The 26,270-nt window shown below is 69.1% G+C and carries 18 protein-coding genes, 1 tRNA gene and 3 pseudogenes; 15 read left to right on the top strand and 7 right to left on the bottom strand.

What is annotated here, in order from left to right; translation table 11 throughout:
* The first annotated feature begins 13 nt into the window (after nucleotides 1-13).
* The 5 genes from IE255_RS24235 (at nucleotide 14) to IE255_RS24255 (ending at nucleotide 6,933) form a co-directional block, all read left to right on the top strand.
* Nucleotides 14-1,426, top strand: a complete 1,413-nt coding sequence (locus tag IE255_RS24235; protein WP_190052475.1) for an FG-GAP repeat protein — start codon at nucleotides 14-16, stop codon at nucleotides 1,424-1,426.
* Between the two features lie 35 nt (nucleotides 1,427-1,461).
* Nucleotides 1,462-2,910 carry an FG-GAP repeat domain-containing protein gene (locus IE255_RS24240; protein WP_190052476.1) on the top strand — a complete coding sequence of 483 codons (1,449 nt, stop codon included), beginning with the start codon at nucleotides 1,462-1,464 and terminating at the stop codon, nucleotides 2,908-2,910.
* Nucleotides 2,911-2,933: 23 nt separating this feature from the next.
* Nucleotides 2,934-4,295: an FG-GAP and VCBS repeat-containing protein gene (locus IE255_RS24245; RefSeq protein ID WP_190052477.1), complete on the top strand. Its 1,362-nt coding sequence runs from the start codon at nucleotides 2,934-2,936 to the stop codon at nucleotides 4,293-4,295.
* A gap of 109 nt (nucleotides 4,296-4,404) precedes the next feature.
* Entirely contained in the window at nucleotides 4,405-5,355 is a 951-nt protein-coding gene (locus tag IE255_RS24250) for an FG-GAP and VCBS repeat-containing protein (protein WP_190052478.1), read from the top strand.
* Nucleotides 5,356-5,922: 567 nt separating this feature from the next.
* Nucleotides 5,923-6,933: a Yip1 family protein gene (locus IE255_RS24255; protein ID WP_190052479.1), complete on the top strand. Its 1,011-nt coding sequence runs from the start codon at nucleotides 5,923-5,925 to the stop codon at nucleotides 6,931-6,933.
* A 70-nt stretch (nucleotides 6,934-7,003) separates the two neighbouring features.
* On the opposite strand, the gene IE255_RS24260 is transcribed toward IE255_RS24255, so the two are convergent.
* Together IE255_RS24260 and dcd are read right to left on the bottom strand one after the other, a co-directional pair.
* The gene (locus tag IE255_RS24260) at nucleotides 7,004-7,501 is read right to left on the bottom strand and encodes a phosphoribosyltransferase (protein ID WP_190052614.1); all 498 of its coding nucleotides are present in this window, start codon (nucleotides 7,499-7,501) and stop codon (nucleotides 7,004-7,006) included.
* An 11-nt stretch (nucleotides 7,502-7,512) separates the two neighbouring features.
* A complete protein-coding gene (dcd, locus tag IE255_RS24265) occupies nucleotides 7,513-8,088 on the bottom strand; it encodes a dCTP deaminase (protein WP_190052480.1) in 576 nt (191 codons plus the stop codon).
* 530 nt (nucleotides 8,089-8,618) lie between these two features.
* Between dcd and IE255_RS24270 the strand changes: the two genes are divergently transcribed.
* The 7 genes and pseudogenes from IE255_RS24270 to IE255_RS24295 all read left to right on the top strand — a co-directional run bounded on the left by IE255_RS24270 (nucleotide 8,619) and on the right by IE255_RS24295 (nucleotide 16,956).
* Nucleotides 8,619-8,692 (top strand) — tRNA-Gly (locus tag IE255_RS24270).
* An 80-nt stretch (nucleotides 8,693-8,772) separates the two neighbouring features.
* A pseudogene (locus IE255_RS24275) lies at nucleotides 8,773-8,901 on the top strand (IS256 family transposase); the annotation flags it as partial.
* A 17-nt stretch (nucleotides 8,902-8,918) separates the two neighbouring features.
* A complete protein-coding gene (locus IE255_RS24280) occupies nucleotides 8,919-9,317 on the top strand; it encodes a VOC family protein (RefSeq protein WP_229906544.1) in 399 nt (132 codons plus the stop codon).
* 576 nt (nucleotides 9,318-9,893) lie between these two features.
* Nucleotides 9,894-10,079: pseudogene (locus IE255_RS39320) on the top strand (PIN domain-containing protein); the annotation flags it as partial.
* 378 nt (nucleotides 10,080-10,457) lie between these two features.
* Nucleotides 10,458-13,841: an ALF repeat-containing protein gene (locus IE255_RS39950; protein ID WP_190052482.1), complete on the top strand. Its 3,384-nt coding sequence runs from the start codon at nucleotides 10,458-10,460 to the stop codon at nucleotides 13,839-13,841.
* Nucleotides 13,842-13,923: 82 nt separating this feature from the next.
* Nucleotides 13,924-15,867 (top strand): DNA/RNA non-specific endonuclease, encoded by a 1,944-nt coding sequence (locus IE255_RS24290; protein ID WP_190052483.1) that lies wholly within the window; start codon nucleotides 13,924-13,926, stop codon nucleotides 15,865-15,867.
* A gap of 39 nt (nucleotides 15,868-15,906) precedes the next feature.
* Nucleotides 15,907-16,956, top strand: coding sequence for a hypothetical protein (locus tag IE255_RS24295; protein ID WP_190052484.1), 1,050 nt, complete (start codon nucleotides 15,907-15,909; stop codon nucleotides 16,954-16,956).
* 139 nt (nucleotides 16,957-17,095) lie between these two features.
* On the opposite strand, the gene IE255_RS24300 is transcribed toward IE255_RS24295, so the two are convergent.
* Nucleotides 17,096-18,271: an acyltransferase family protein gene (locus IE255_RS24300; protein ID WP_229906545.1), complete on the bottom strand. Its 1,176-nt coding sequence runs from the start codon at nucleotides 18,269-18,271 to the stop codon at nucleotides 17,096-17,098.
* Nucleotides 18,272-18,683: 412 nt separating this feature from the next.
* Between IE255_RS24300 and IE255_RS24305 the strand changes: the two genes are divergently transcribed.
* Nucleotides 18,684-19,193, top strand: a complete 510-nt coding sequence (locus IE255_RS24305; protein WP_190052486.1) for a hypothetical protein — start codon at nucleotides 18,684-18,686, stop codon at nucleotides 19,191-19,193.
* Between the two features lie 16 nt (nucleotides 19,194-19,209).
* On the top strand, nucleotides 19,210-21,393 hold the full coding sequence (locus IE255_RS24310) for a trypsin-like serine protease (RefSeq protein WP_190052487.1): 2,184 nt from the start codon (nucleotides 19,210-19,212) through the stop codon (nucleotides 21,391-21,393).
* A 491-nt stretch (nucleotides 21,394-21,884) separates the two neighbouring features.
* On the opposite strand, the gene IE255_RS24315 is transcribed toward IE255_RS24310, so the two are convergent.
* A complete protein-coding gene (locus IE255_RS24315; RefSeq protein WP_229906546.1) occupies nucleotides 21,885-22,901 on the bottom strand; it encodes a tyrosine-type recombinase/integrase in 1,017 nt (338 codons plus the stop codon).
* Between IE255_RS24315 and IE255_RS39340 the strand changes: the two are divergent.
* Nucleotides 22,842-23,036 (top strand): annotated as a pseudogene (locus tag IE255_RS39340) (DUF1152 domain-containing protein); the annotation flags it as partial. The gene IE255_RS24315 and the pseudogene IE255_RS39340 sit on opposite strands and share 60 nt — an antisense overlap.
* A 344-nt stretch (nucleotides 23,037-23,380) precedes the next feature.
* Here IE255_RS39340 and IE255_RS24320 read toward each other — a convergent pair.
* The 3 genes from IE255_RS24320 to IE255_RS24330 form a co-directional block, all read right to left on the bottom strand.
* On the bottom strand, nucleotides 23,381-24,184 hold the full coding sequence (locus tag IE255_RS24320; protein WP_229906547.1) for a RipA family octameric membrane protein: 804 nt from the start codon (nucleotides 24,182-24,184) through the stop codon (nucleotides 23,381-23,383).
* Nucleotides 24,185-24,187: 3 nt separating this feature from the next.
* The gene (locus IE255_RS24325) at nucleotides 24,188-24,577 is read right to left on the bottom strand and encodes a TIR domain-containing protein (RefSeq protein WP_229906548.1); all 390 of its coding nucleotides are present in this window, start codon (nucleotides 24,575-24,577) and stop codon (nucleotides 24,188-24,190) included.
* 80 nt (nucleotides 24,578-24,657) lie between these two features.
* Complete coding sequence (locus IE255_RS24330; protein ID WP_190052488.1) at nucleotides 24,658-25,527, bottom strand: DUF8453 domain-containing protein; 870 nt, start codon at nucleotides 25,525-25,527, stop codon at nucleotides 24,658-24,660.
* Between the last annotated feature and the right edge of the window lie 743 nt (nucleotides 25,528-26,270).

A 26,270-nucleotide genomic window follows, 5' to 3' on the forward strand; every position in this document is an offset into this window, starting at 1 on the left:
GGCACGTACACCCATGCGCACCCGGATCACCGCCGTCGTCCTCGCGGCGGCCCTGACCCCGCTCGCCCTCACCCTCTCCGCCCCGGCCGCGCACGCCGCGACGCCCGCCGTCCCCTACGACTTCAACGGGGACGGCCGCACCGACCTCGCGATCGGCGCGCCGGGCGCCACGGTCGCCGGCCAGGCGAGAGCGGGCGCGGTGTCGGTCGTCTACGGCAGCACGATCGGGCCGAAGACCTCCACGCGCACGCTCCTCACCCAGAACACGGCCGGGATGCCGGGCGCCGCCGAGGCCGACGACGCCTTCGGCTCCGCCCTGGCCTCCGCGGACCTGAACACTGACGGCTACGCCGACCTGCTGATCGGCACGCCCGGCGAGGACGGCTCCGACACCAACGACGGCATGGTCACCATCGTGTGGGGCACCAACTCCGGCCTGTCCGGGGCCCGTTCGCTGTTCAGCTTCTTCAGTGCCGACTACGACCGGTACGGCCAGGCCCTGGCCGCGGGCGACTTCGACGACGACGGGGACCCGGACGTCGCGGTCGGCTCCACCGGCCCGATCACGGTCTCCCTCGTGGACGGCCCGATCACCAGGACGAGCGCGGCGAACGGCGGCTCGGGCACGCGGTGGTCCTCCTCGTACGGCGTCAGGTACCTCTCCTCGGGCGACGTCACCGGCGACGGCCACCCCCGGGTGGTCCTGCACGGCCGCGCCGCGCACGACGGCGCCGCCACCGCCCTCGCCGACATGGAGATCGGCAACTACACCGACTGGCTCCAGGAGCTGCCCGCCGGGTACGTCTCCGCCGTCGGGGACATCGACGGCGACGGCCACGACGACATCGCCGTGGGCAACGACCGGGAGACCTCCGCCGACCCGGCGGGCGCCCTCGGCGGCAGGGTCACCGTCGTCTACGGCGGACCCGAGGGCCGCGACCCGGGCCGCGCCCCGCTCGTCCTCACCCAGGACAGCGCCGGGGTGCCCGGCGCCGCCGAGACCGGCGACCGCTTCGGCAGCGGCGTCTCGCTCGGCGACGTCGACGGCGACGGGTACGCCGACCTGGCGATCGGCGCCGCGGGCGAGAACTCCGCCGCCGGCGCCGTCACCGTGCTGCGCGGCTCGGCGTCCGGCCTGACCACCAAGGGCGCGACGTCGTACACCCAGAACACCGCGGGCGTACCCGGCGGTTCCGAGCAGGGCGACCGCTTCGGCGAGCGCGTCACGCTCACCGACCACACCGGCGACGGCCGCGCCGACCTGTCCGTCTCCGCGCCGGGCGAGAACACCGGCGACGGCGCGGTCTGGTCCCTGCGCTCCACGGCGACGGGCCCCACGCCCACCGGCTCGACGAGCTTCGGCCCCGCCACGACGGGCATCTCGACGGCCGGCACGCCGGGCTACGGCACCGCACTCACCTCCTGACCAGCACCAGCACCTCCGACCCGACAGGGACCCCGATGCGCAAGCGCACCCTCCTCCTGGCCACGGCCCTCACCACCGGCCTGCTCACCGCCCTGCCCGCGTCGGCGGCCACCGCCGCCCCCGCCGGCGGCCCGACCGCCGACTTCAACGGCGACGGCTACGGCGACGTCGCCTTCGCCGCCCCGTACGCCAAGGTCGACGGCCAGGGCATGGCCGGCTATGTCGCCGTGGTCTACGGCGGCGCCACCGGCCTCGACCCGGCCAAGCGCACGGTGGTCAGCCAGAACACCGCCGGTGTGCCCGGTGCCGCCGAGGCCGAGGACACCTTCGGCGACGCGCTGGCCGTGGCCGACCTCAACGGCGACGGCTACACCGACCTCGCGGTCGGCTCCTCCGGCGAGGACGTCGGCACGGACGGCGACGGCGGTTCCGTCACCGTGCTGTGGGGCTCGGCGAGCGGCCTGAAGAACGGCACCACGGTCAAGGACCCGGCGGTCTCCGGGCACGACAACTGGGGCCGGCTGCTGACCGCCGGCGACTTCGACGGCGACGGCAAGGCGGACCTGGCCGTCGGCACCGGCTCGTCCCACGTCTACGTCGTCCGCGGCCCCTTCACCACGACCGGCACCACCGGCGCGGCGCGGAAGATCAGCACGCCCGAGACGGCGTACAGCGTCGACGCGATGGACGCGGGTGACACCAACGCCGACGGCCGGTCGGACCTGGTCCTCACCTACCGCGTCCGCCTCGACTCGGCCGAGTCGGGCAGCTGGTCCAAGGGCGTCGCCTACCTCGGCTCCCCCACCGGCCCGGACACCTCGGTCCCCCGCCCGCTCAACGGCGGCACGTCCCTCGCCCTCGGCGACATCGACGGCGACGGCTATGACGAGATCGCCCTCGGCAACGTCTTCTCGAAGGACGACGACCACAGCGGCAGCCTCGGCGGCGAGGTCGTCGTCATCCGCGGCTCGCAGGGCGGCCCCGTCAACGGCGACGCGCCCATGGCCGAACTCACCCAGGACTCCGAGGGCGTCCCCGGCGGCGACGAGGCGGACGACGGCTTCGGCGGCTCGGTCTCCATCGGGGACGTCAACGGCGACGGCTACGGCGACCTCGCCATCGGCGTCGTCTTCGAGGACGTCGGCACCACCGAGGACACCGGCGCCACGGTCCTGATGAACGGCTCGGCCTCCGGCGTCTCGCGCACCGGCGCCCGCACCCTCACCCAGGCCACCACCGGCGTCCCGGGCTCGGCCGAGGCCATGGACTACTTCGGCTCCGACGTCCTGCTGGCCGACGTCACCAAGGACGGCCGCGCCGAGTTCACGATCACCGCGGGCTTCGAGGACGAGGGCGTCGGCGCGATCACGACCCTGCGCGGCTCGGCCACCGGCCCCGTCACCGACGGCGCCCGCTCCTTCGGCCCGGGCAGCCTCGGCCAGACCCGCTCGTACGGCGCCTTCGGCACCGGCCTCATCGGCTGACGGACCCGGAAGAGGACCCCCTCATGCCCCTCACGCGCAGATCCACCACGGCCGCCCTGGCCGCCGCCCTGCTGACGACCGGCGTCACCCCCGTGCTGCTTACCGCCCCCGCCTCCGCCGCCGTGGCCAAGCACTACGACGACTTCAACGGCGACGGCCACCGCGACCTCGCCTACGGCGGCTACAACGACGTCGACCGCCAGGGCGGCACCATCACCGTCCTCTACGGCACCGCCACCGGCCCCGACACCTCCCGCGTCCAGCGCATCCACCAGGACAGCGCCGGCATCCCCGGATCCGGCGAGGAGGACGACCAGTTCGGCGAGTCCATCGCCAGCGCCGACCTGAACAAGGACGGCTACGCGGACCTCGTCGTCGGCAACCCGACCGAGCACGTGGGCAGCGCCGACTACCGCGGCACGGTCACCGTCGTCTGGGGCTCGAAGTCCGGCCTGTCCGGCGGTACCAACCTCACCCCCGCCGGCGGAGCGGCCGGCCACTTCGGCCGCGACCTGGCGACCGGCGACTTCACCGGCGACGGCTCCCCCGACCTGGCCGTGATCGGCGGCGAGGAGGCGTGGCTGTACCGCGGCCCCTTCACCAAGTCGGGCACGACCGGCAAGGTCAGCAAGATCGACAAGGGGTCCGCGGGCTGGTACTCCTCCGCCCTCGCGGCCGGCAGGGTCGACGGGGACGGCCGGACGGACCTGGTGGTGATCGGCACGGAGATCAACGGCAGCGACATCCGCGAACGCGCCTGGTTCCTGAAGGGCACCTCCACCGGCCTCGCCTCGGGCGCGTCCAGGACCCTCAGCGACCGGCAGCAGGGCCTCTACCCGAGCCCGGTCATCGGCGACTTCGACAAGAACGGCTACGGCGACATCGCGCTCGGCCTGCCCGACAGGGACGGCGGCAAGGGCGCGGTCACGATCTGGCGCGGCACGGCGTCGGGCCCGGGCACGTCGACCACCTTCACCCAGGCCACCACGGGCGTCTCCGGCAGCCCCGAGGCCGGGGACGGCTTCGGCTACGCGATCTCGGCCGCCGACACCAACGGCGACGGCTACGCGGACCTCGCGGTGGGCGTCCCGCACGAGGACGTCGACGGCACGGAGGACCAGGGCGGTGTCCACGTCTTCCGCGGCGGCTCCGGCGGCCTCGGCGGCGCCCGCTCCTCGTGGATCGCGCAGACGGTACTCGGCCCGGCCGACTCCTACGCCTCCTTCGGCTACACCGTCCGCCTGCGCGACCTGACCGCCGACGGCAAGGCGGACCTGGCCGTGGGCGCGGCGGGCAGCGCGCTGCTGATGCGGGGCACCGGCACGGTGCCGACGAAGACCGGCGCGATCACCCTGCCGGAACTGGGCGGCACGCTGCCCGACTGACCGGCCGGACCGACCGGACCGGCCACCGTACGACGCAACCCGACCCGATCCGACCCGATCCGACCCGATCCGACCCGACCCGACCCGATCCGACCGGCAAGGATCACCCATGCCCCACCGCACCCCCCGCACCCTCGCGGCCCTCACCACCACGGCCGCGCTGGGCGCCGCCCTGTTCACCGCCGTACAGGCCGCGGCGGCCCCCGCCCGGTACGCCGACGACTTCAACGGCGACGGCTACCGCGACCTGGCCACCGCCGCGCCCTACACGCCCGTCGCCGGCAAGACCGACGCGGGCGCCGTCGTCGTCACCTACGGCTCCGCGAACGGCGTCAGCGCCGCCCGCCGCACCGTCCTCACCCAGGACACGGCCGGCATCCCCGGCACCGCCGAGCAGGACGACCGGTTCGGCAAGTCCCTCGCCTCCGGCGACCTGAACGCCGACGGATACGCCGACCTGGTGATCGGCAGCGTCCGCGAAGACGTCGGATCGGACGCCGACGGCGGCTCCGTCACCGTCGTCTGGGGCGGCAAGAGCGGCCTGTCCGGCGGCCGGGGCGTCTCCGACCCGGCCGTCTCCGCCCACGACGAGTACGGCATGTCCCTCGCCGTCGCCGACTTCGACGGGGACGGCCGGCCCGACCTCGCCGTGGGCAGCACCGGCAGCGACGTCTGGATCCACGAGGGCATCACCAAGGCGTCCGGAGCGGCGTCCCGCCACAAGCTCGCCACCGGCCTCCAGACCGGCAGCAGCATCTACGGCGCCCAGAGCCTCGCCGGCGGCGACGTCAACGGCGACGGCTACGGGGACCTGGCCGTCGGCACGCTCCACGAGGACGTCGGCAGCGCCAAGATCGCCGGCAGCGTCACCGTCCTGCGTGGCTCGGCGGCCGGCCTGACCGCCACCGGCGCCCAGTCCTTCGCGCAGAACACGGCCGACGTCCCCGGCACCGCCGAGTCCGCCGACCGCTTCCGCGCGTCCGTACGCCTGTCCGACCTCAACGGCGACGGCAAGGTGGACCTGTCCGTCGGCTCCGACGGCGAGAACCACCGTTCCTGAAGACTGAGCAGGAGTGAGCCCGTTCAGCCGCACGCCCCGAACGGTCTTGGGCACACTGGTCCCCGGCGTACTCAACCCCGGGGCGGCGACACGCATCCTGTGCGTGATCCTGGCCCGGGAGGCCGGTTCCCTGCGCGACCTGGCCATGTGGGTACGGCCAGAGGCGACGGAGAGGCCCCGGACCTTCGCTCTGGTGGAGCGGGGGCTCCGCACGCTGGCGCCGTGCCAGCGTTCCAGCTCGCACGATCACGTTAACCCGGTCGGCCCAGTGCGCCGCAAGCTCGCGAGCGGCATCACACGATCGAGCTGACGCGCCCTCGTGCGCACCTCCCGGCGAGCAGTTACCAACCCCTCCGGCGCGCTCTACAGCCTGCGCGGCTCGGCCTCGGGCGTGACCACCAAGAACGCGATCAGCTTCGGCCCCGGCTCGCTCGGCATGTCGACGACCGGCTACCTGAGGCTGGGCCAGGACATGCTCTAGCCGACACCACCGTGAGGGTCCGGGGCGAGCCCGTACGGCCGAACCCTGACGCCCCACGGACACCCAAGGGCCCTGCCCCTTAAGGGATGTCACAGCTCGGCCGCAAAGCCGGGCCCGGAAGCCCGGGCCCGGCACGCGACCGCCGGGGAACAGGTACGTTCGAAGACGTGGCTGGATTCAGGATCGGACGCGGCCGGAACAACGGCGCTCCTCAGACGCGACCGCACAACCCTCCGAACGGGCAGCAGACGCCGCAGGGGCCGTCCTACGGCTACCCGCCGGCGCCGCAGCCGTACCCGCCTCAGCAGCCGTACGGCAACGGCGGCGGCCCCACCTGGCCGCAGCCGAACGCCGGGGCCGGCGGCGGCTACGGCGGCCCGGGCGAGCCGGAGTACTTCGGCGACGGCGCGTACCCGCCCGGCCCGCAGGGCCCGCACGACCCGTACGCGGCGAACAACCCGGGCCACACCCAGGCCTTCTCGGTCGGCGAGGACCCCTACAGCCAGGGCGACACCTACCGGGCGGGCTCGGCCGCCCCGCCACCCGGCCCGGTCGGCCCGCGCCTGCACTGGAAGGCCCTGCTCCGCGGGATCGTCCTCGCCCCGAACCAGACGTTCCTCCAGATGCGGGACTACACGATGTGGGGCCCGGCCCTGATCGTCACGTTCCTCTACGGCCTGCTCGCCGTCTTCGGCTTCGACGGCGCCCGCGCGGATGCGATAAACGCCACACTCTCGAACGCGATCCCCATCGTCCTGACGACGGCCGTAGCGATGGTGCTGAGCGCGTTCATCCTGGGCGTGGTCACCCACACCCTGGCCCGCCAGCTCGGCGGCGACGGCGCCTGGCAGCCCACGGTCGGCCTCTCCATGCTGATCATGTCCCTCACGGACGCGCCCCGCCTGGTCTTCGCGATGTTCGCCGGCGGCGACGCGATGTTCGTCCAGCTGCTGGGCTGGGCCACGTGGATCGCGGGCGGCGCCCTGCTGACCCTCATGGTCGGCCGCTCCCACGACCTGCCCTGGCCGAAGGCGCTCGGCGCGTCGGCGATCCAGCTGATCGCGCTGCTGTCGATCGTGAAGCTGGGCACGGTCTGAGGCTCCGCGCACGGGAAAGGGGCTCCCCTCGGGGAGCCCCTACTGCTTTCTGTGCTGCTTTCTGTGCTGGTCAGGCGTCGAGCACCTGGCCGCTGCGGCGCACCACGGGCGGCTCCACGGACCACGGGAAGTTGATCCACTCATCGGTCCGCTTCCACACGTACTCGCACTTCACCAGCGACTGGGACTTCTCGTAGATCACGGCGCTGCGCACCTCGGCGACGGTGTCCAGGCAGAAGTCGCGCACCAGCTTGAGCGTCTTGCCGGTGTCGGCGACGTCGTCGGTGATCAGCACCTTCTTCTCGGAGAAGTCGATCACGTTGGGCACGGGCGCGAGCATGACGGGCATCTCCAGGGTGGTCCCCACCCCCGTATAGAACTCCACATTCACCAGATGGATGTTCTTGCAGTCGAGGGCGTAGGCGAGCCCGCCGGCCACGAAGACACCGCCCCGGGCGATGCTCAGCACTATGTCGGGCTCGTACCCGTCGTCGGCGATGGCCTGCGCGAGCTCGCGCACGGCGACGCCGAACTGCTCGTAGGAAAGGTTCTCCCGCACCGCGCTCATGCCGCTGTCGCTCACACCTGGGTCCGATGGAAGTTGAGGAAGGACCGGGAGGCGGTCGGCCCCCGCTGCCCCTGGTACCGGGACCCGTACCGCTCGCTCCCGTACGGGAAGTCGGAGGGCGAGCTGAGCCGGAACATGCACAGCTGCCCGATCTTCATGCCCGGCCACAGCTTGATGGGCAGGGTGGCGAGGTTGGACAGCTCCAGCGTGACGTGCCCGCTGAACCCTGGGTCGATGAACCCGGCCGTCGAATGCGTCACCAGCCCCAGCCGCCCCAGAGAGCTCTTCCCCTCCAGCCGGGAGGCGAGATCGTCGGGCAGCGTGATGACCTCGTACGTGCTGGCGAGGACGAACTCGCCGGGATGCAGGATGAACGGCTCGTCCCCCTCCGGCTCCACGAGCCGGGTCAGATCGGCCTGCTCGATGGAGGGGTCGATGTGGGGGTACCGGTGATTCTCGAACACCCGGAAGTAGCGGTCCAGCCGCACATCGATGCTCGACGGCTGCACCATCGCGTCGTCATACGGATCGATCCGCACCCGCCCGGCGTCGATCTCGGCCCGGATGTCCTTGTCTGAGAGAAGCACGCCCCGAGGATACGCAAGGCGCGCGGAGCGCCCACAACCGGACGACTCCGCGCGCCTGCGCCGCTTGCTGCTGTCGCTCTGTCCGCTCGCTCTGTCCGCTACCGCTTCTGGTAGCTCACGGGCACCACGCTCCTCAGCCGCGCACAGCGCGGACACCGAAGAAGCCGGCCAGGGCCGAGCCGCTCGGCCTGCTGCATCGGGAACGAAGCGGTGGTGAACACGTGCCCATCCGCACAGCGGACGACGGTGCGCTCCATCAAGTCCAAGAGTCCCTTCCCCAAGAGCCGCGTCTGGCTGCTGCTTGCCTGACGACAAAAGCCACAGTACGGGATCAAAGGGACGGCCCTCCAGGCGGCACTCCGGTCCCGCCCAGGCCCTCCTCGACGCCCCCACCGTACGCCCCAACTCCGTTCCCCCGCAGCCGCATCCCATCCCTGAAAAGCCCTCAGGCCCCGCGGCGCGAACACCGGGGGCCTGGCATGAGGTAGAGTGGGCGAGCATTCGGACACCGACTCCGGTCGGCGTCTTACGCGGGTGTAGTTTAATGGTAGAACATCAGCTTCCCAAGCTGAGAGCGCGAGTTCGATTCTCGTCACCCGCTCCATAATGAAACCCTAGGTCAGTGGCCTGGGGTTTGCCTGTTGTCTAGTCCAATTCGAGGGTGCCGTGCCCTCCGTGTGCTTCAAGCTCGTCGAGTCCGCCCAGCAGCGGTGGCGGGCCGTGAACGCACCCCACCTCGTCGCCCTCGTCCGCGCCGGAGCCCGCTTCGAATGCGGCCAGCTCGTCGAACGCCCTGAGGCGGTCGCTGCATGAGCCGACCGTCGCACGGCATGCTGCATCATGTCGAACTGTGGGTGCCGGACATCCATCGCGCGCTCGCCTCACTCGGCTGGCTGCTGGAGGCGCTGGGCTATGCCCTCTTCCAGAGCTGGGAAGGCGGACGCAGCTGGCGCCTCGGACCGACCTACCTGGTCATCGAGCAGTCGCCGGCCCTCACCGCCGAAGACCACGACCGCTGCCGCCCAGGGCTGAACCACCTGGCCTTCCACGTTGAAGACGCCACCACGGTCGACAGGCTGGTGGCCAACGCCGCCCAACACGGCTGGCACCTGATGTTTCCCGAACAGCATCCCTACGCCGGCGGCAGACAGCATTACGCCGCCTACCTGGAGAACGACGACGGCTTCGAAGTCGAACTCGTCGCGATCAACTCACCCGAACGAAAGTGAGATCAACCGATCCACAGATCTTGACGATTACTCCAGCCCGGGGCCGAAACGCTGAAGGGATCTCATCACTTACGTGCGCTTTCCAGTTATTGGGGGTGTGGGTTCCGAAAGGCATGGCGTGAAGCGTGACCGGAAGCAGCGAAACTCAACCGCTACGGTTTCCGGGCCCTCGAATAGGGCCTTCTTGTGAAGGTATGGGGGAGCCCTGCCTCGGCGAGCTGTGAACTCGCCGTCCTCGCCTCGGAGATGCGGGCTTCAAGCTAGCAAGGGTGACACCGGCTTGGGTGCGGGCAGCCGATAAAGGAACGGTTACAGCGGCACGTTTAATCACCAGAAAGGTTCGTCCGCCTGGGAATTGGTAATCGGACCCGCTGGTAGCCATTCGCTGAGTGATCGCCTGGGTGGCGAATTCTCTGGTCCCTCATTTCGCGGAGTTGGGCAGCCCACGGCAGATCGGCTCGGCCCAGCCGGCCGCGAAGAAAGCCGAGAGCTGGATGACCGGGAAAACCCGCACGTTGGGTTTAGCGTGCGTCCATGCAGCCGATTACGACGTCGTGGGCCGGTGCGACGGCAGGCGCCTGGCGGGTCCAGGAGGTCCTCACCCAGCGCGGACAGCACCGCAGCGCCGGGGCCATCGACCTCGTAGTGGCCGCCACGGCCGAGTTGCAGGGACTGACGCTGCTCCACCACGACCGGGACTTCGAGTACATCGCCGCAGTCACCGGCCAGGCGCTCCAGTGGTACGGCCCTGAAACCGGCGAATGCACCAGGGGCGAGGGCCGGCGGTTCCGAGCAAGCCGCGACCATCGGCTTCGGCGCGTCAAGCGGGCTTCGCCAAGCCCCGGACGTCGCCGCCGAGGGTGGCCGCTGCCATGTTCAGCGCGGCCACGACCAGATCCGCGTCGTGGTGGCACCCATCCCGTGACCGAGCAGGCGCCACGATTGCGTAAAAATGTGCCGGTCCGTCAAATCTGCACACTCCGTGCACTGCTCGGGCCTCAGTAACCCCAACTTCCGCAGTATTCCTACAACGTTGATACTGTCCACGACTTGTGGCGAACGTCGATCCACGGACCCGCCCTCCATCACGACGTGAAATCCGACACGTCACCGCATAACTCGTAGAAGGACAAGTCCCGCATGCAGACAGCTTTATGGAGCAGACGCCGCGTCCTCGGCGCGCTCGCGGCCGCCACTGCCGTCGCCTCCACCCCCTCGGTCCTGCGGCCGACCACCGCCGCGGCCGCCGAGACAGCAGGCGCCGCCCCGGTGCCGCTGCCGGACACCGAGCGCGCCAAGGCCGTCCGCGCGTGGCTGACCGGCGGCAAGGGGGTCAAGGCCGCCGCCGCCACGGCCCTCTACGGGACCGACACCGAGATCCGGAGCTTCCTCGCCGAGACGCTGCCGAAGCAGACCGTGCAGGACAACCGGGTCGCGATCGTCCGCAGCCTGGACCGCGCGGGCAAGGGCCTGCGCCGAGCGGCCGTCGCCGCCCTGGACAACGGCGACGAAGCGATAGCCGGCTTCCTGTCGGAGGGCTTCGCCCCCGCCATTCTGGAGGACCTCCAGGTCGCCACCAGCATCGTCGCGTCCACCGGCGGCAAGGCCGTGACGCGCAAGGCCAACGCCGCCCTCGACGCCGGCACCGAGCAGGCCCTCATCGCCTTCCTCGCCGACGAGCAGTACGACGCGCGGCTGGAGGACACCCGGGTCCAGGTCAGCACCATGCTGATGACCGGCGGCCCGGAGGTGCGGAAGTACGCGGACCGCGCTCTCAGCGGCGCTGCGAACGACGTCGAGTGGTTCATGGAGACCGGCCAGCACATCGCGCGCGCCCGCGACCAGGAGTCGGCGACCATCGAGGAGCTGGTGGCCGTCGTCGAGCGCGAGGGCAAGCGCGCCGAGCGCGAGACGAACGTGGCCGTCGAGGCCGGGGCCCGCGCCGAGACCGCCGCCACCAAGGCCAAGGAGGCCGCCGAGAAGGCCGCCGCCGAGGCCGCCGCCGCCCAGAGCGACGTGCGGAAGTCAGGGGCCGCGGCCCGCAAGGCCGCGAGTGCGGCGAAGGGCGCGGCCGACGCCGCCCGCAACGCCGTCAACGCCTCCAACGCCGCCGTGCAGGCCTCCCGCCGCGCCTCCTGGGCCGCCGCAGGCGCCGCCCAGGCCGCCGCGAAGGCCGGTAACGCTGCCGCCCGCGCCTACAACGCCGCTATCGCCGCGTCCAAGGACGCCGGCCAGGCCAAGGGCGCCAAGGACGCCGCGGTGGCCGCCCGCAACGCCGCCGCCAAGGCCCGCAGCGCCGCCGCCGCTGCCGCCAAGGCGGCCCTCGCCGGCGACGCGGCCTCGGCCGCCGGCCTGGCCGCCGCCTCCGCCGCCCGCAACTCGGCCGCCGCCGCGACCGCCGCGGCCCAGGCCGCCGTCTCCGCCGGTGCCGCCCAGGCGGAGGCCAACGAGGCCAAGCGCCAGGCCGCCATCGCCACCAGCGCCGCCAACCGCGCTACCAACGCCGCCTCCGCCGCCCAGTCCCTGGCGACCGCCGCCGCCAGGGCGGCCCGCGCCGCCCGCGACGCCGCCAACTCCGCCGCCGACCACGCCGACAAAGCCGCGGACGCCGCTGAGGAGGCCGTGAAGTTCGCAGGTCAGGCCATCGACTACGCCAACAAGTCGACCGCCCACGCCGCGGAGGCCGTGAAGGCCGCCAACATCGCCACCCAGGCCGTCAGCGACGCCATCCAGGTGGAGAAGAACGCCCGCGCCGCCGAGGCGCAGACCCTGAAGCAGGACAAGCAGCAGGCCCTTGAGGAGGCCCAGCAGCTCGCCGCCATCGAGCAGGCCGAGCTCTCCGACGTCCGCGAGAAGCGGCTGATGGAGGAGCGCACCACCCAAGCGACCAAGGACCTCATCTCCAAGGCGGAAAAGGCCCTGTACTCCGGAGACATGTCGGTCGCCGCGACCCTGGGCAGGCAGGCCGCGGTCGCCTTGATCGACGCCCGCGGGGCCAACACCCGGCAGGCCGCCCAGCACGCGCTGGCCGGCTCCGACGACGACGTCTACGCCTGGATCGACCTCGACCGGGCCCTCGCCCAGACGCAGGACGACCGCGAGACCACCCTCCACGTGGCGACGGTCGGCGGCCCGAAGGTCGCCGCGGCCGCTGCGGCCGCGCTGGAGAGCACCGACTCCAAGGCCGTCGGCGACTTCCTCACCGGCGGCATGAAGCGTGCCTCGGACGACGACCTGCGCGTCGCCATCAGCAAGATCCTCGGCGACAATGCCGGCAAGGCCGTCAAGGAGGCCGGTAACAAGGCGCTCGACGAGAACACCACCGAGTCCCTCAACTACTTCTTCGACCATGCATACCCGCTGGCCGTCAAGGAGGACGACCGGGTCCGGGCCGTCCAGTTGATCAACACCGGGGGCGCCTTCACCAAGGCCTACGCGGAGGTCGCGCTCGAAGGACCGGCGTGGATGCTGCGCAACTTCATCACCGTGATCCAGTACCGCACGGCTCAGCTCGACTTCGACGCCGCCACCCACGTCGCCGCCGTCCGCGGGGCCATCGCCGCCGCCGCCAAGATCGCGGAGAAGGCTCAGGAGGACGCGGCCCTCGCCTCGAAGGCCGCCGCCGACGCCCGCAAGGCTGGTGCCGAGGCCCAGAAGTGGGCGCAGAAGGCCCTCGACTCCGCCGCCAAGGCCAAGGACTACGCCCAGCAGGCGCGGGACAACGCCGACGCCGCCGACAAGTCGGCCGCCGACGCCCGGGCCTCCGCCACCAAGGCGAAGAACGCTGCCGCCACCGCCCGCGGCGCCGCCCGCTCCGCCAACTACTCGGCCAACAAGGCCGTCGACTCGGCGCGCGCGGCCCTCGCCTCTTCCGCCGAGGCGCAGCGCTCCGCCGCCGCGGCCCGCACGGCCGAGCTCGCCGCCTCCGCCGACGCGAAGGCCGCCGCCACCGCATACGCCCAGGCCAAGCGGATCGCCGCCGACAAGAAGCGGGCCGAGGAGATCGCGAAGGCCAAGGCGGCCGCGCTCAAGGCCCAAAAGGAGCGCGAGGCCAAGCGGGACCCGGCCAACAACGACAAGAACAACCAGGTCAACCCGAACGGCACCGCGGACGGCGACGCCGACGAGTGGTGGAACGACGCCCAGTTCTACGCGGACGCCGCCAACGTGGTCAGCATCGGCGCCGGGTTCCTGGCGGCCGGCTGCGCCCTCGCAGCCTTCGTCTTCCCGCCGGCCCTCGCCGCGGCCGGCTTCTTCGCCGGCGTGTCCGCGGGCGCGGGCGCCCTCGGCAGCCTCTTCACAGGCATCGAGCACGGCTTCACCAGCGGCGCCTTCTGGGAATCCGCCGTCGGCACCGGCCTGAGCCTGGTTTCCTTCGGCGCCTACAAGTGGGTCGGCGCGGCCGACAAGGCGCTCGGCGGCGGCCTCGTCAAGCCCGTCGTCAGCAAGATCACAGACACCGGCGAGGACCTGGTCTCCGGCATCACGAAGGGCCTCAGCGACATCTGGGGCCTGGCGGCCTGATCCCGCCCGTTCTCTCCCCCGGGGGCGACGCAATCAGGCGGCGCCCCCTGCCCCCCTCCCCTTACGGAAAGTTCCTGCCTCCATGCATGGAATACGCGGCGGGCGCGTCACAAGGAGACGCGCCCGCTCGACGGTCCTGGCCGTCCTCACCGCCCTGACCCTCGTCATCCCGACAGCCGCGACGAGCCAGGCGGCCGAGCCGCCCGCGACGGCGAAGGCCTCACCCACCACCAAGTCCGCAGCGCCCAGCGCGGAGGCCACCGAGAGAAGCAAGTTCGCGGCCGGCTCCGGTGAGGACTGCACCGCCACCGCGCCGGGCTCCAAGGAGCGCCGCGCGGGTGCCGTCGAGTCTTGTGTGACGGTCACCCCCGCCCCCGCGAGGACGAAGACCCGCACCGGCTTCGCCGCCACCGCCACCGCCGCGGCCGCCGCCGGCAGCTGCGATATCACCAACCCCGGCAACTACAGCTACGAGCGCTTCTCGTACTGCGTGACCGGCATCAACGTCACCTACATCCTCCGCGACAGCAGGGGCCTGGAGATCGGACGCGGCACCCTGGCGGTCTCGACCGGAGCCGACCTCTCCGCGACCGCCACGACCTGGAGCGAGCAGGTCACCGCCACCATGACGAGCGCCTCCGGCGATGTCACCGCCCTGAACGCCAAGTTCCGCGCGTCCTGCGACGCCGGCTGCACGGCCACCAAGACCGCCCCCTGGTACGGCGGCGCCATCACCCTCGGCCAGACCCTGACCGGAACCGTCACCTACTCCTCGCCCCGGACGACGGGCTCCGCCGCCTCCTTCTACACGTCCTACGCGATGTACGTGACGTCCCCGGGCGCGACGGTGACCGACCCGAACGCGTCGTGGAAGAACGCGCGTCAGATCAGGTGCGACGACGCGGTCGGCGGCACTTCGGTGGCGGGCTGTGCCGTCCCCTCCGTCATGGCCGTCGTGCCGATGAAGGCGACGAGCGCGGACGCGGGCGGCGCCGTGGCCGCCTACGGCTGGGCCCAGAAGAACCTCAACGGCGCCTGGGGGAAGAAGGGCAACCCCCTGACCCGGTCGACGAGCGGCGTGTCCGGCCGCACCGCCGCCACCTGCGGGGGCTTCATCGCCCAGCCGGAGCTCGTCGACGCCGACTCCTGCGGTGACTTCCCCTTCGGTGAGGCGAAGGAGGGCGGTGTCGCCGGCGACCGGTGCGTCGAGGTGATTCCCAACCTCGGCAACGGCGAATGGGACACGTACGTCTTCAACGACAGCACTGACATGGACCCCGCCGCTCCCTGCGTGCAGGCCCATGTCACGCCCGCCGAAAAGCAGTTCGCCGACGCGCAGCTCGCCGACGGCTTCAAGGACCAGCGGGTGATCGACGCCGACCAGTTCGAGCTGACGATCTCGACGCCGGACACCGGCCCGCAGGCCTCCTGCCTGAACGACCCCCCACCGGCCGGCTCGCTTCCCAACGGGGACGGCTGGTTCAAGAACACCACCGAGCCGGTTCGCCTCATCAATCAGACCGCACCGGCGGACGGGCCCGGACTGCGGCCTACCCAGGCGCAGGCCTGCCTGGGGAAGGCGATCAAACAGGGGACCGGAACTCAGAAGGCGATCACCGGCTGGAAGGACGCGGAGGCGTTCAAGACGGCGAGCGGATTCACTGACTCGCTGGCCCGGTGTCATCTCATCGCGAGGGTCCTCGGCGGGAAGGGGACGTCTGCGGTCACCAAGTTCAACCTCGTCCCGTGCTGGCAGGTGGGGATGAACACGGGCACGCCCAGCATGCGGACGTACGAGAGCAAGGCGGAGAATCTGATCAAGGGCACCACGCCCGGTCTCGGAGCGAACGACGCGGTCTTCTATCAGGTGACACCCGTCTACAAGGACGCGAACAGCACCATCCCGGTGGGGGTCACGATGAACGCTACGATCGAACGGGCGAACGGAACGACCGAAGAGCTCTTCCCCAACGTCTACATTCCGAACACCAGGGCGAACACCCTGCAGTTCAACCTCGGCAACTGATCGACCGTTCTCCAGCAGTGCGCGCCAACGGGAGCCCGAATGAGTTTCACCACCCCGCCGCGGCCGGTCGACGTGACCGCGCTCTTCCCTCAACTGGCCCCGCTGGCGCGGACGGCGACCCGGCTGCACCCGCGGCCGGGGGCGCCGACCGTGCACGACAGCTCCGTCGGCGGGCCGCTGCTGTGGCCCGCCGACGAGCCGTGGCCGCACTGCGAAGGACCGCACGACAAGCGCGCGGCGCCGGTGGTCCACGCGCCGGACGACATCCGGCTCCTCCGCCGCGACCGCGCGGTAGCGACCGAGCGGCTGCGCCGCGACCCTCAGGCGCCCGAGTGGACCCCCGAGGAACTGGAGACCGAAAACCGGCTCAGGGCGGGCCGCCCGTGGTTCGACGGCCCGATCCCCCTCCTGCCCGTGGCCCAGCTGTACGCCCGCGACGTCCCTTTTCTCTGTCCGCCCGACGCGGACCTCCTCCAAGTCCTGTGGTGCCCCTTCGACCACCCGGTCGACGGGGCGATCCATCCCAGGACCGCACTGTTCTGGCGCCGCTCCGCCACCGTCACCGATGTCCTCGGCGCACCGCCCGAGCCGCCGATCATCCAGCTCGGCGACTACCTCCCGGAGCCGTGCCTGCTCTCACCGGAGCAGGTCACCGAATTCCCCAACCCCCTGGAGCTGGACGAGGAGCTGAGCGATCAGCTGGAGGACATGAGCCGTTGGGAGACGGTCGACCCCGCGCTGTACAGCTCGTACGCGGACGACCCGCAGGAGCTCTACTTGAACAACCTTTGCCACGCTCCCGGCTGGAAGACAGGCGGCTGGACCAACTGGATGGTCACCGACCCCGTCGACCGCCCCTGCCCCGAGTGCGGCACCGAGGAGGCCCCGCTCCTCACCATCGCCTCCTGGGAATGGGACTCCGGCAGTGTGACCTGGATCCCCGAGGAGGAACGGACGACCCCGGCCCCGCGTCGCCTGGGCGCGCACGACAGCAACTTCACCCTCATCGACATCGCCGGCGGCAACAACCTCCAGCTCCACGCCTGCCCGGCCGACCCGTCCCACCCGCACATCGAGCTGATCCAGTGACCGGCACGCCAGAGCCGGCAGGAGCCTCACGCCCCCGCCGCGGCCGATCGCCTGCGGATCTCGTGCGCCGAAACTTCACCGCCAAGCTGCTCTGCCAGCTGGCCGGCGGGATCTGGAGCGTGCACGGTACTGGCGCTCGTCACTGCGGCTCCACGCGGCGGGCCAGCTTGCGACCCCATGTCTGGAACGGCGCTTCGACGTACCGGTAGGTCAGCACACACACCGGCAACAGCACGCCGTAGAACGCCACTGCGACTCCGAGACTGTCATGCCGCCACCGGCCGAACATGGAGTCGCTCACTGCCAGCAGCACCGGGTGCACGAGGTAGACCGAGTAGCTGAGTGTCCCCAGCCAGATCAACAGCCGTGGTATCCGCCGGCGGCGCAACGCCAGCCCGATCCCGAATGTGACCACGGCCAGCAGGAACGCCGTGATCCAGCCGCGCCGGGTGAAGTTGGATGCGTCACCGTGCCAGTACGCGCTTGCCACGGCGCAGACGAGCACCACGGCGGCTGCGCAGGCCGCGATCCGCCATGTGCTCTGACCGTGCTCGGCCCGGTAGACGGCGGTGCCGAGGAACATCACGGCCAGGATGACCAGGCCCTCCCACATGGGGACGGTGCCGTTGAGCGGCACCAGGACGAGCGCCAACACCCCTCCCAGCACGCCGCCGAACACGCGCAGCGCGGGTGAAGCGGTGCACGCACAGCTGATGGCGACGACCATGACGACGGCGGTGAGCGCGATCAGCGGGCCCCTGCCGAACATGTGGGAAACGGCGGAGGCCTGCAGCGCGACCCCCGCCGCTACGCTCACGGCGGCGAGCAGGGCCAGGGTGACCGCGATCGCCGCCGACCGCTGATGCAGGCGGACCGTGAAGAGGGCGACGACGAGCAGGTAGAAGGCCATCTCGTACGAGAGTGTCCAAAGGACCAGCAGGAGATTGGGTGTCCCCAACAGCTCTTGGAGCATGGTCACATGGGCGAGGACCACAGCGGCGGCGCCCTGCCCGTCGAACTCACGCCGCTCCGCGAAGCCCAGCATGTCGAAGGCAAGGAGTGCGGCGACGGCGGTCGCCCACAGGGGGTACACGCGAAACAGCCGTCCGATCCAGAACGTCCGGACGCTGCCCCGGCGCTCCAGAGACGCGGGGATGATGTAGCCGCTGACCAGGAAGAACACCATGATGCCGTAGCGGCTGGTGTTGAACTGAGGCATCAACTCGTGCCGGAAGTCCGCCATGTACGAGTACGAAGCATGGTCGAATACCACGACGAGTGCTGCGAGGCCGCGTAACGCATCCAGCCAGCCCAACCGTGACAGACCGGCCGACGCGCCTGACGCGGCTGGTCGTCGTGGCCGGGGCGGCTCGCCGGCTGCGGGTCTCAGTGGCCGCGTAGAGAAGAACTCCTCCATCGGTTGCGGTATGTGGAGTGGGGGTTCCATACCCCTGATCACGTACTGTCCCTCGCCGATGTTCAGCCGCTCTCTACGCCCTGCAGAGTCCGATAGTCAGAAACAGGGACACGACAGATACGCCTCGAAACCATAGGCGTGAAGAGAGCGTGTTGCCTACCTGCCGGCAACCCATGACGCGATGAGAAAGACCACAAGACCGTACGAGTCATTTCGTCAACGATGACCCATTTAAGCAAGTGACTCCAGAAGGGCACGCATGTTTCAATTCCGCGTTCCCTCAACACCCCCTTCACAAAAGGGACTTCATATGAAGCTCGTACAACGGATCAGCGTCACCGCTGCGGCCGCGGCAGCTTGCGCTGCTGCGTTCATCGGCGCCTCCGCCTCCTCCCCGGACAGCGCATCCCCCGCTTCGGCGACGGTGGCCGGCAGCCAACCCGGTTATGCGGTCGAGGACTTCACGTACCCGGGCGCCGACAAGATCAAGGAAGAGAAGGGGATCATCCTCAAACGCGGCGACGGCCACATCGTCCTCGCCGACTGCTCCTCCGGCACCGGGCTGATGGAGGTGTTGTCGCGGGACGTCGACAAGATCTGCTTCCGCGCCACCGGAACTTCCGGCTACCTCACAGTGGAGATCCCCTCGGTGTTCTCGGTCAAGGGGGCGGCCGCTCACACCACTGACGTGACCCTCACCGCGCCGGACAGCACGCCGCAGGAGGTCGAGGTCGCCCAGGGCGCCTGGACGCCGGTCGGAGAGTCCACTGATCCTCAGGGCGACGAATACGTTCTCGTCGAGATCCGTACGAGCAAGTAACCGGAGACCTCACAGCATGCGCACAAACCCCACCCGAAGAACCGCCTTTGCGGCCCTGGTCACCGCTGCCGCGATCGGCGCTCCGGCCCTGCCCGCCCACGCTGTCACCGGGCCTGCGGAGACGGACAACACTCGTGGCTTCACCGCCCGCCTCGATATCGGCAACGGCACCAAGGCGTGCAGCGCGGCGTTAATCGACCCGGAGTGGCTGATCACCGCTGCCAGTTGCTTCGCGGAGAACCCTGCCGCGAGTCTGACCCTGCCCGCCGGCAAGCCCGCGCTCAAGACCATCGCCACCATCGGCCGCACCGACCTCACCACCACTGGCGGCCACGTGCGGGACGTTGTGGAGCTTGTGCCCCACGCCGACCGCGACCTTGTTCTTGCCAGGCTCGCCAGACCGGTTCCCAACGTCGCACCGGTCGCCCTCAGTGCCACCGCACCCGCAGCCGGGGAGGAGCTACGGGTCGCCGGATACGGCCGCACCAAGGATGAGTGGGCCCCTCTCAAGTTGCACACCGGGACCTTCACGGTGAACACGGTGGAAGCCACCCAGGTCGGCATCACCGGCAAGGACGGAGCAGCCGTCTGCGCGGGGGACAGCGGTGGACCCGCACTACGCGAAGCGGGTGGGAAGGTCGAGCTCGTCGCCGTCAACAGCCGCTCTGCTCACGGTGGTTGCTTCGGCATTGACGCGGCCGTCACCAACACGGCCGCGATCGACACCCGGGTCGACGACGTACGCGCCTGGGTCACCGCCAAGACAAGCGCTCCCCGCATCACCGACTTCAACTGCGACGGCGCCGAGGACATCGCTGTGGGCGACCCGAAGGCAACCGTCGGCGGTGACGCCAACGCGGGCCTCGTCCGCGTGCTCTACGGCGGCGGCAAGGGCACCGCGGAGTTCACACAGGACCTCGACTCCGTGCCTGACAGCGCCGAGGCGGGTGACTTGTTCGGCGAGCGGCTCGCGGTGTTCGATCGTAACGAGGACGGCTGTACCGACCTCGTCGTCGGCGCCCCGTCCGAGGACATCGGCACTGCCGCCGACGCCGGCACCGTGACCGTGCTGCACGGCGCACCCGGCGGCCTGACCAAGGGCCAGGCCGCCCTCGCCCTGGAGCAGGGCACCGGCACGGGCGCCGTCAAGTCGGCCGCGTCGGAGGCCGGCGACCGGATGGGCCACGCCCTCGCCGCCGGTCATACCGCAGATGGTGAGCCGTACCTGCTCATCGGCGTGCCGGGCGAGGACACCGGCAGCAACGCAGACGCGGGCAACACCTTCTACCTGCGCGGCAGTGTCAATGTCGCGTTGGGCCAGGACAGCCCGGGCGTGCCCGGAGTGGCAGAAAAGGGCGACCGGTTCGGCACCTCGGTCAGCGGCTCTCCCCACCACATCGCGATCAGTTCCCCGCAGGAGGCCATCGGCACCAACACCGCCTCCGGCAGCGTCACCGTCTTCAAGCATCAACTGAGTTCGGACGCAATCCCAGCCCCCATAGCAGGCATCGACCAGGACACCGCCGGCATCAGCGGTTCGGCGGAGGCCGACGACGAGTTCGGCGCCTCGCTCTCAGCGGTCGCCTACCGCCCCTCCGGCGCCCCGGCCGCGACGGACACGTTGATCGTCGTGGGCTCCCCCGGCGAAGCCATCTCGGTGAACGGCACCAGTCGGGCTGACGCCGGACGGGTGGTCACGCTCCGGGTGACCGCGGCCGGAACTGTCAGTGAGCTCGCCGACATCGGGCAGGACGCCGTTGGCGTTGCGGACGACACCGAGGCCGGTGACCGCTTCGGCGCGAGCGTGTCCGCCGTGAACACCGCGCCGAACGCAGTCGGCACCGCCGCCGGCCTGCGGCTGGCGGTCGGGGTACCGAATGAGGCCATCGGCACGGTGAAGAGCGCGGGCGCCGTGCAGACCTTCTCGCTCCTCGGCGCGCCGGGCGACTCCGATTCCTGGCTCGCAGCGGGCAACGGCCTGCCAGGCGCCGCGGGCGCGAACCAACTCGTCGGCAACGCCATCCACACCACCGGCACCCGGCTCTACATCGGTATGCCCAATGGGCCGGCCACCCACGGCGCCGTGCACGCCCTCCCTTGGGCCGCGAGCGCCGGCACTACGGGTGCGGTCACCACCTACCAGCCCGGCCAGAACGGCCTGCCCGCCGCAGGACAGGCGTTCGGCACAGCAATCCGCTAGCCGCATGTAGCGGGTTCAAGGCTTGGTTGCAGTTCTGGCTGAGGACTGCTGGGGCGTCGCGACCCGCCTTGCAGAAGCAGGGCAGGTCGCGACACTTATCGCGGATGGGGGGCCGCTCCTACAAGAGCAAGGGACGTACAGCTCGACGCCGTCGCGTGCGTTGGCGCGAGGACGTGCACACGCAAGGGCGCCTACCGCTGACTCCGCATCGAGTGTGTGCGGCAGCCACGACGACCCGGGCAGCCCTCGGCATGGACGTCCCTTCGAAGCCGTGCCCACAGCGTGCCCGTAAGACCGGTCAACCGCGGTCAACAGCGGTGCGATCCTGCATTCTCAGGCACCACGCCAGCATGCATAAGACCAGTTCAGGCGGCATGCGACCGCGCAAGCGCCGTCGCTTCCCAAGCTGAGAGCGCGAGTTCGATTCTCGTCACCCGCTCCATGACGAAGGCCCAGGTCAGAGACCTGGGCCGTTTTGCTGTCCGGGGTGATCACTGGCCGCGTGCCAGATTCGTGCCAGAAGGTGTCTCGGCCGTCTTCCGGGCAGCCTCTTCCCGGGCCTTCCGGACGGTGGCATCGAGGCCGGCGGCGACCTCCTCCTGGCGCTCCTCGTCGGAGTGCTGATAGATCAGCGCGGCCTTCTCGGACGACTGTCCGGCGCGGACCATCGTGTCCTTCAGGGTGGCACCGGAACGGGTGGAGAGGGTGTGCCCGGTGTGCCGCAGGTCGTAGAACCGGAAGCCCTCCGGCATGCCGACGGCCTCCCGGGCCTTCCGCCACTTACGCCCGAACGTGCTGCGCCGGAAGGGAGCCCCCTTCTCCCCGACGAAGAGCAGTCCGTCCGGGCCCGGCTCGGCGTAGGACTCCAGGTGCCAACGGAGCTCCCGGCGGAGGAAGGCGGGAAGAATCACAGTCCGGGTGCCGGCCTCGGACTTGGTGTCGCCCAGGACGCGGCGCCCGTTCATCCGCTCCGGCTCGGCGAGGCGGACACGGAGGCGCAGGTTGTCCAGGTCGACGTCCCGTCGCCAGAGACCGGCCAGCTCTTCCGGGCGGAGTGGGCCGTAGGCGCCGAGGTAGACCATGAGCCGCCACCGCATGCCCACCGCGTTGGCGAGGGCGTCCACCTGGTCGACGGTGGCGATACGACGCTCGGCGGCCTTCTTCTTACCCGCACCCTTGATCCGGCACGGATTGCGCGTGATCAGCTCGTCGTCCACGGCCGTCTCCATGATGGCCTTGAGGAGGCGGTACGCCTTGGCCGTGATCGTCTTGGCACCCGTGAGCCGCAGCCGTTCAGCCCGCCACTCTCGGACTCGGGGCGCGGTGATCTCGTCCAAGTCCAGGTCGGCGAAGGCAAACAGGTGCTTGTCGATGAGGTAGAGGTAGAGGTCCTGCGTCAGCGGCGCGAGCTCCCGTTCCTCCACCCACTTCTCCGCGTAGGCCCGGAAGCTCACCTGTCTCAGCTCGACCAGTTCGAAGTTGAGGCCCACAGCCGCGGAGTTACCCACACGACGTACCGCCGCATCACCGAGGCCCTGAACCTCAACGGCTCCTTGCGCGAAGACCTGCGCCAGCTACTCATCAACAGCCGCCCGAAACAGTACGACGCACCCTTGTGGCGCATCACAGCCACTACTGAGTAACAACCTTCTTCACGGGTTCAAAGCGGCTCGCTCCGCTCACTGCACGCGGCCCGGCCCCCGGCCGGGCCTGCGCTCCTGTCTCCGCCCCGCTCCAGCCCGGCCGACGCCCGTGCCGCGCTCACAGCAATCAGCCACCTGATGCCAGAGAAGGGCTACGTCGTGGCTGAGGCGGTCGGCTCCACGGCTTTAGGCAGCCACTTTGGCGCGAGCCTCGAAGATCATGGCCCCAACGTCGTGCTTTACCGGGCAGGTCCACAGACTGCCCAACGCGCCGGAAGCTTACGGGGCCATGATCACTCGCCCCAAAGCAGCTCCAGCCCAAAGCCGCTACGCCGACCTTCACTTCAAGGTTTCCACACACCAACGGCAACTAGGGAGGCACCTGCAGCCGCAAGCGCATACAGAGCGGTAAGCAGATGAGGTGCCCAGATTTCACGCGACGTGGAAGAGCGATACACCTTAGGGTTCTGGCCCCGCTCTAGAGCCTCCCACTCGGAGTAGAAGATCGCTGCAGGCAGAAACCGCTCAAGTCGGTTGATTACCGCGAATTTCCCTGTATTGAGTTGCCCAAATGAGACGATAAGGCTCTTCCAGGCGTGGGCGAGGATCAGCCCCGTCAGGGCGATCACGAGAACTCCAACGGACTTGAGTATCTGGCTTCCGCCCGCCTTAATGAAGAATCCTAGCCCTGTCAGCATCACACCATTTGCGGTGATGAAGAAGGTATTTACACCTTGACGGCGACCCACTAGCCCTTCTGAGCTTTGCACCATGAGTTTGTACAGCTCAAAAAGTCGCTCCTTGTCCTCTTCCGTCGTTGGAGGGCCATACGGAACCAACGCCTGAGTGACCCGATCCTGGCTCGTCAACCGCTCGGCCACTTTACGAATGGCCAGCACATAAACAGCGTCCTGCTGTTGCACTGATGAGGGAAGCTGGTCGTACGGAAGTAGATGGACATGGGAAGAGTCATGCTTCATCTGCCATGCGCTCCAGACGTCATGTACGTCTGAAGCTGTCACATCAACGCCTTTCGCAAAAGCGAGAGCCGCATACATGTTGAGCAAGTCATTCACGTTGCCGTGAGGTAAGGCGGAGGCTGGGATCTCAGTCCGAATATCAGCGGCCACTTGCTCAATATAGTTCATCCATCACACCCAGGTTGAGAGCCGTGAAGAAATTTGAGTGAAGTCCCATCGAATTACACTCTCTGAGGGGATGCCCTTGGGGAGTGGATGAGTTTCTCCATCATTCACCTGAATCCCAAAGATTTGATGACCTTGCTCAAGAGTTTCTTTGATTTCCCACTCTACCGGCTCTGACTGGTATGTAGTCGCCCCAATCAGAACGATGGTTCCCTTCGTCGCGGCAATCCTGAGCTTGCACTGATTCTTCCATGATGAGTCGAAAGGATCCTGAATGGAGTAGTCGATGAACTCCACCTCATCTTTTGCGTTCCGCGCGTGTTCCCTCAGGAAGTCCCGAGCCCAGCGATCTTCCATGCGGAAACTGATAAAGGCCCTCGGGCGCTCCATGTCCATACCTCGCCTCTTCTAGCGGCAGGTATCATAACACTCGGTGCAAATATGGGTACGGGGGAGCCAGCGGGAGGATTCCAGCGCTAGACAGGGCGCAAGGTAGCCACGTTTTCCCTTTCCTCTCCGTCCAGCCCTTTCCACTTGACTGTGCAGTTGAATTGGCTCGGGCTACCCATGGTTAGCGCAAGCGGGAACCGGATTTCCGAATCGGGAGCGATCACATCGATCATCTGGTCATCATCACGTAGGATCATGCCATCGTCCGGCTCGATGGAAAAAGTCACATTCCTTGCTGGGGTGCGCCCTTTGTTCGTGAGGACGATGTAGTGAGATCGGCGAGTACGCACCCTCCCTTTGGAATCCGTTTCTACCCTCTCTCTGAAGTCCACACTCGGCCAAACTCCGGGGTCTTCCTCCGGTGTATGCGTTTTCGCGCCAGAGGCTTTCGCCATGAACAATGTTGCCTGCCTGCTCAGCAGATTGTCGACCCTGCTCACCAGTTCAGCCTCGTTGGCATAAGTCATCACCAACGCGTTCGGTTCGAGACTTCTAAGGTAGTCGCGCAATGCGATTTGCTGCTCAAGGTCGCCGTTGGAAACCGGTCGAGTGCAATGCAAAATGGTCACGGTTTTGCCAGCGCGTGCCATCCGTTCAATCTCTTCAAATGTTCCGGAGACTGCCCGATCTGAACTCGTTCCCAGACGGGCCCAGAAGATGGCAAGGGCCATATCAGCACCGTCAACAAGTTGCCTGTTGATGATGTCTTGAGGATGCTCGCCGAATTCTCCAGAAGCATGCTCTCCCCACCAAATAGGCAAGACTGTTAGCTGGAATTGCTGTCCGTAGTTGAAATTCCATCGATTCACTGATCGATGGATCACTTCTCGATCGTCCTTGGTGATATCCCCCGGGCAGGAGATCAGCAAATGCAGCGTCGTGGCCTGGTATGCCATGGGCTACCCCCTCACTCTGGCGCACGAGGCAGACTGCCACAGCTGAGGTCAGCGAGGCATCCAGTCGGACATGCCGTTACGAGCAGTCGAAGCCTGATCCGTAGTCGCGCCCCCGCCTGCGGCCCGGCCCCTTGGGTCGCCCCTGGGCTTTCCAAGGCCAGCCGACGCTGAGCAACAACGACAGAGGCCCCACGGCATTCGAACTGGTCAGAGCCACGGGCCTCTTCAGTCCCGCTGGTCAGCAGAACCGGTGATCAGTAGACGGGCATGTCAGGCTGTCCACGACGACGCGTCCGACGGCAGTGACGGCAGCGCTGACGGCAACGACGGCAGACGACAGCGGCATCCAGCAGTCCAACACGGTGCCGACGCAGGCCGATCGGGTCGACCTGCCAAGGGTTGCCCGCATCTTCTAAGCGCCGGGCCATGGCGCGGTGACACGTATGCGCCCGTGCCAGACGCGTGCCAGATCGTGCGGGGAGTCATGGGGAATGACGGGAACTAAACCGACGGCCAGGCGGGCCCTCCCACCACTTCGCCAGAGGTCAGCGCAGCAACCGCCGCCAGGAGACCCAAGCTTCTCAAGCTGAGAGCGCCAGTTCGATTCTCGTCACCCGCTCCACGAAGAAGGCCCAGGTCAGAGACCTGGGCCATTTTGCTGTGCGCTGTGATTACTAGCCGCGTGCCAGATCCGTGCTGTACGTCCGTGCCCGGCACGGCGTGCCCACAGCGTGCCCATGAGA

It is taken from the genome of Streptomyces lomondensis, assembly GCF_014651035.1.
Classification (GTDB): domain Bacteria; phylum Actinomycetota; class Actinomycetes; order Streptomycetales; family Streptomycetaceae; genus Streptomyces; species Streptomyces lomondensis.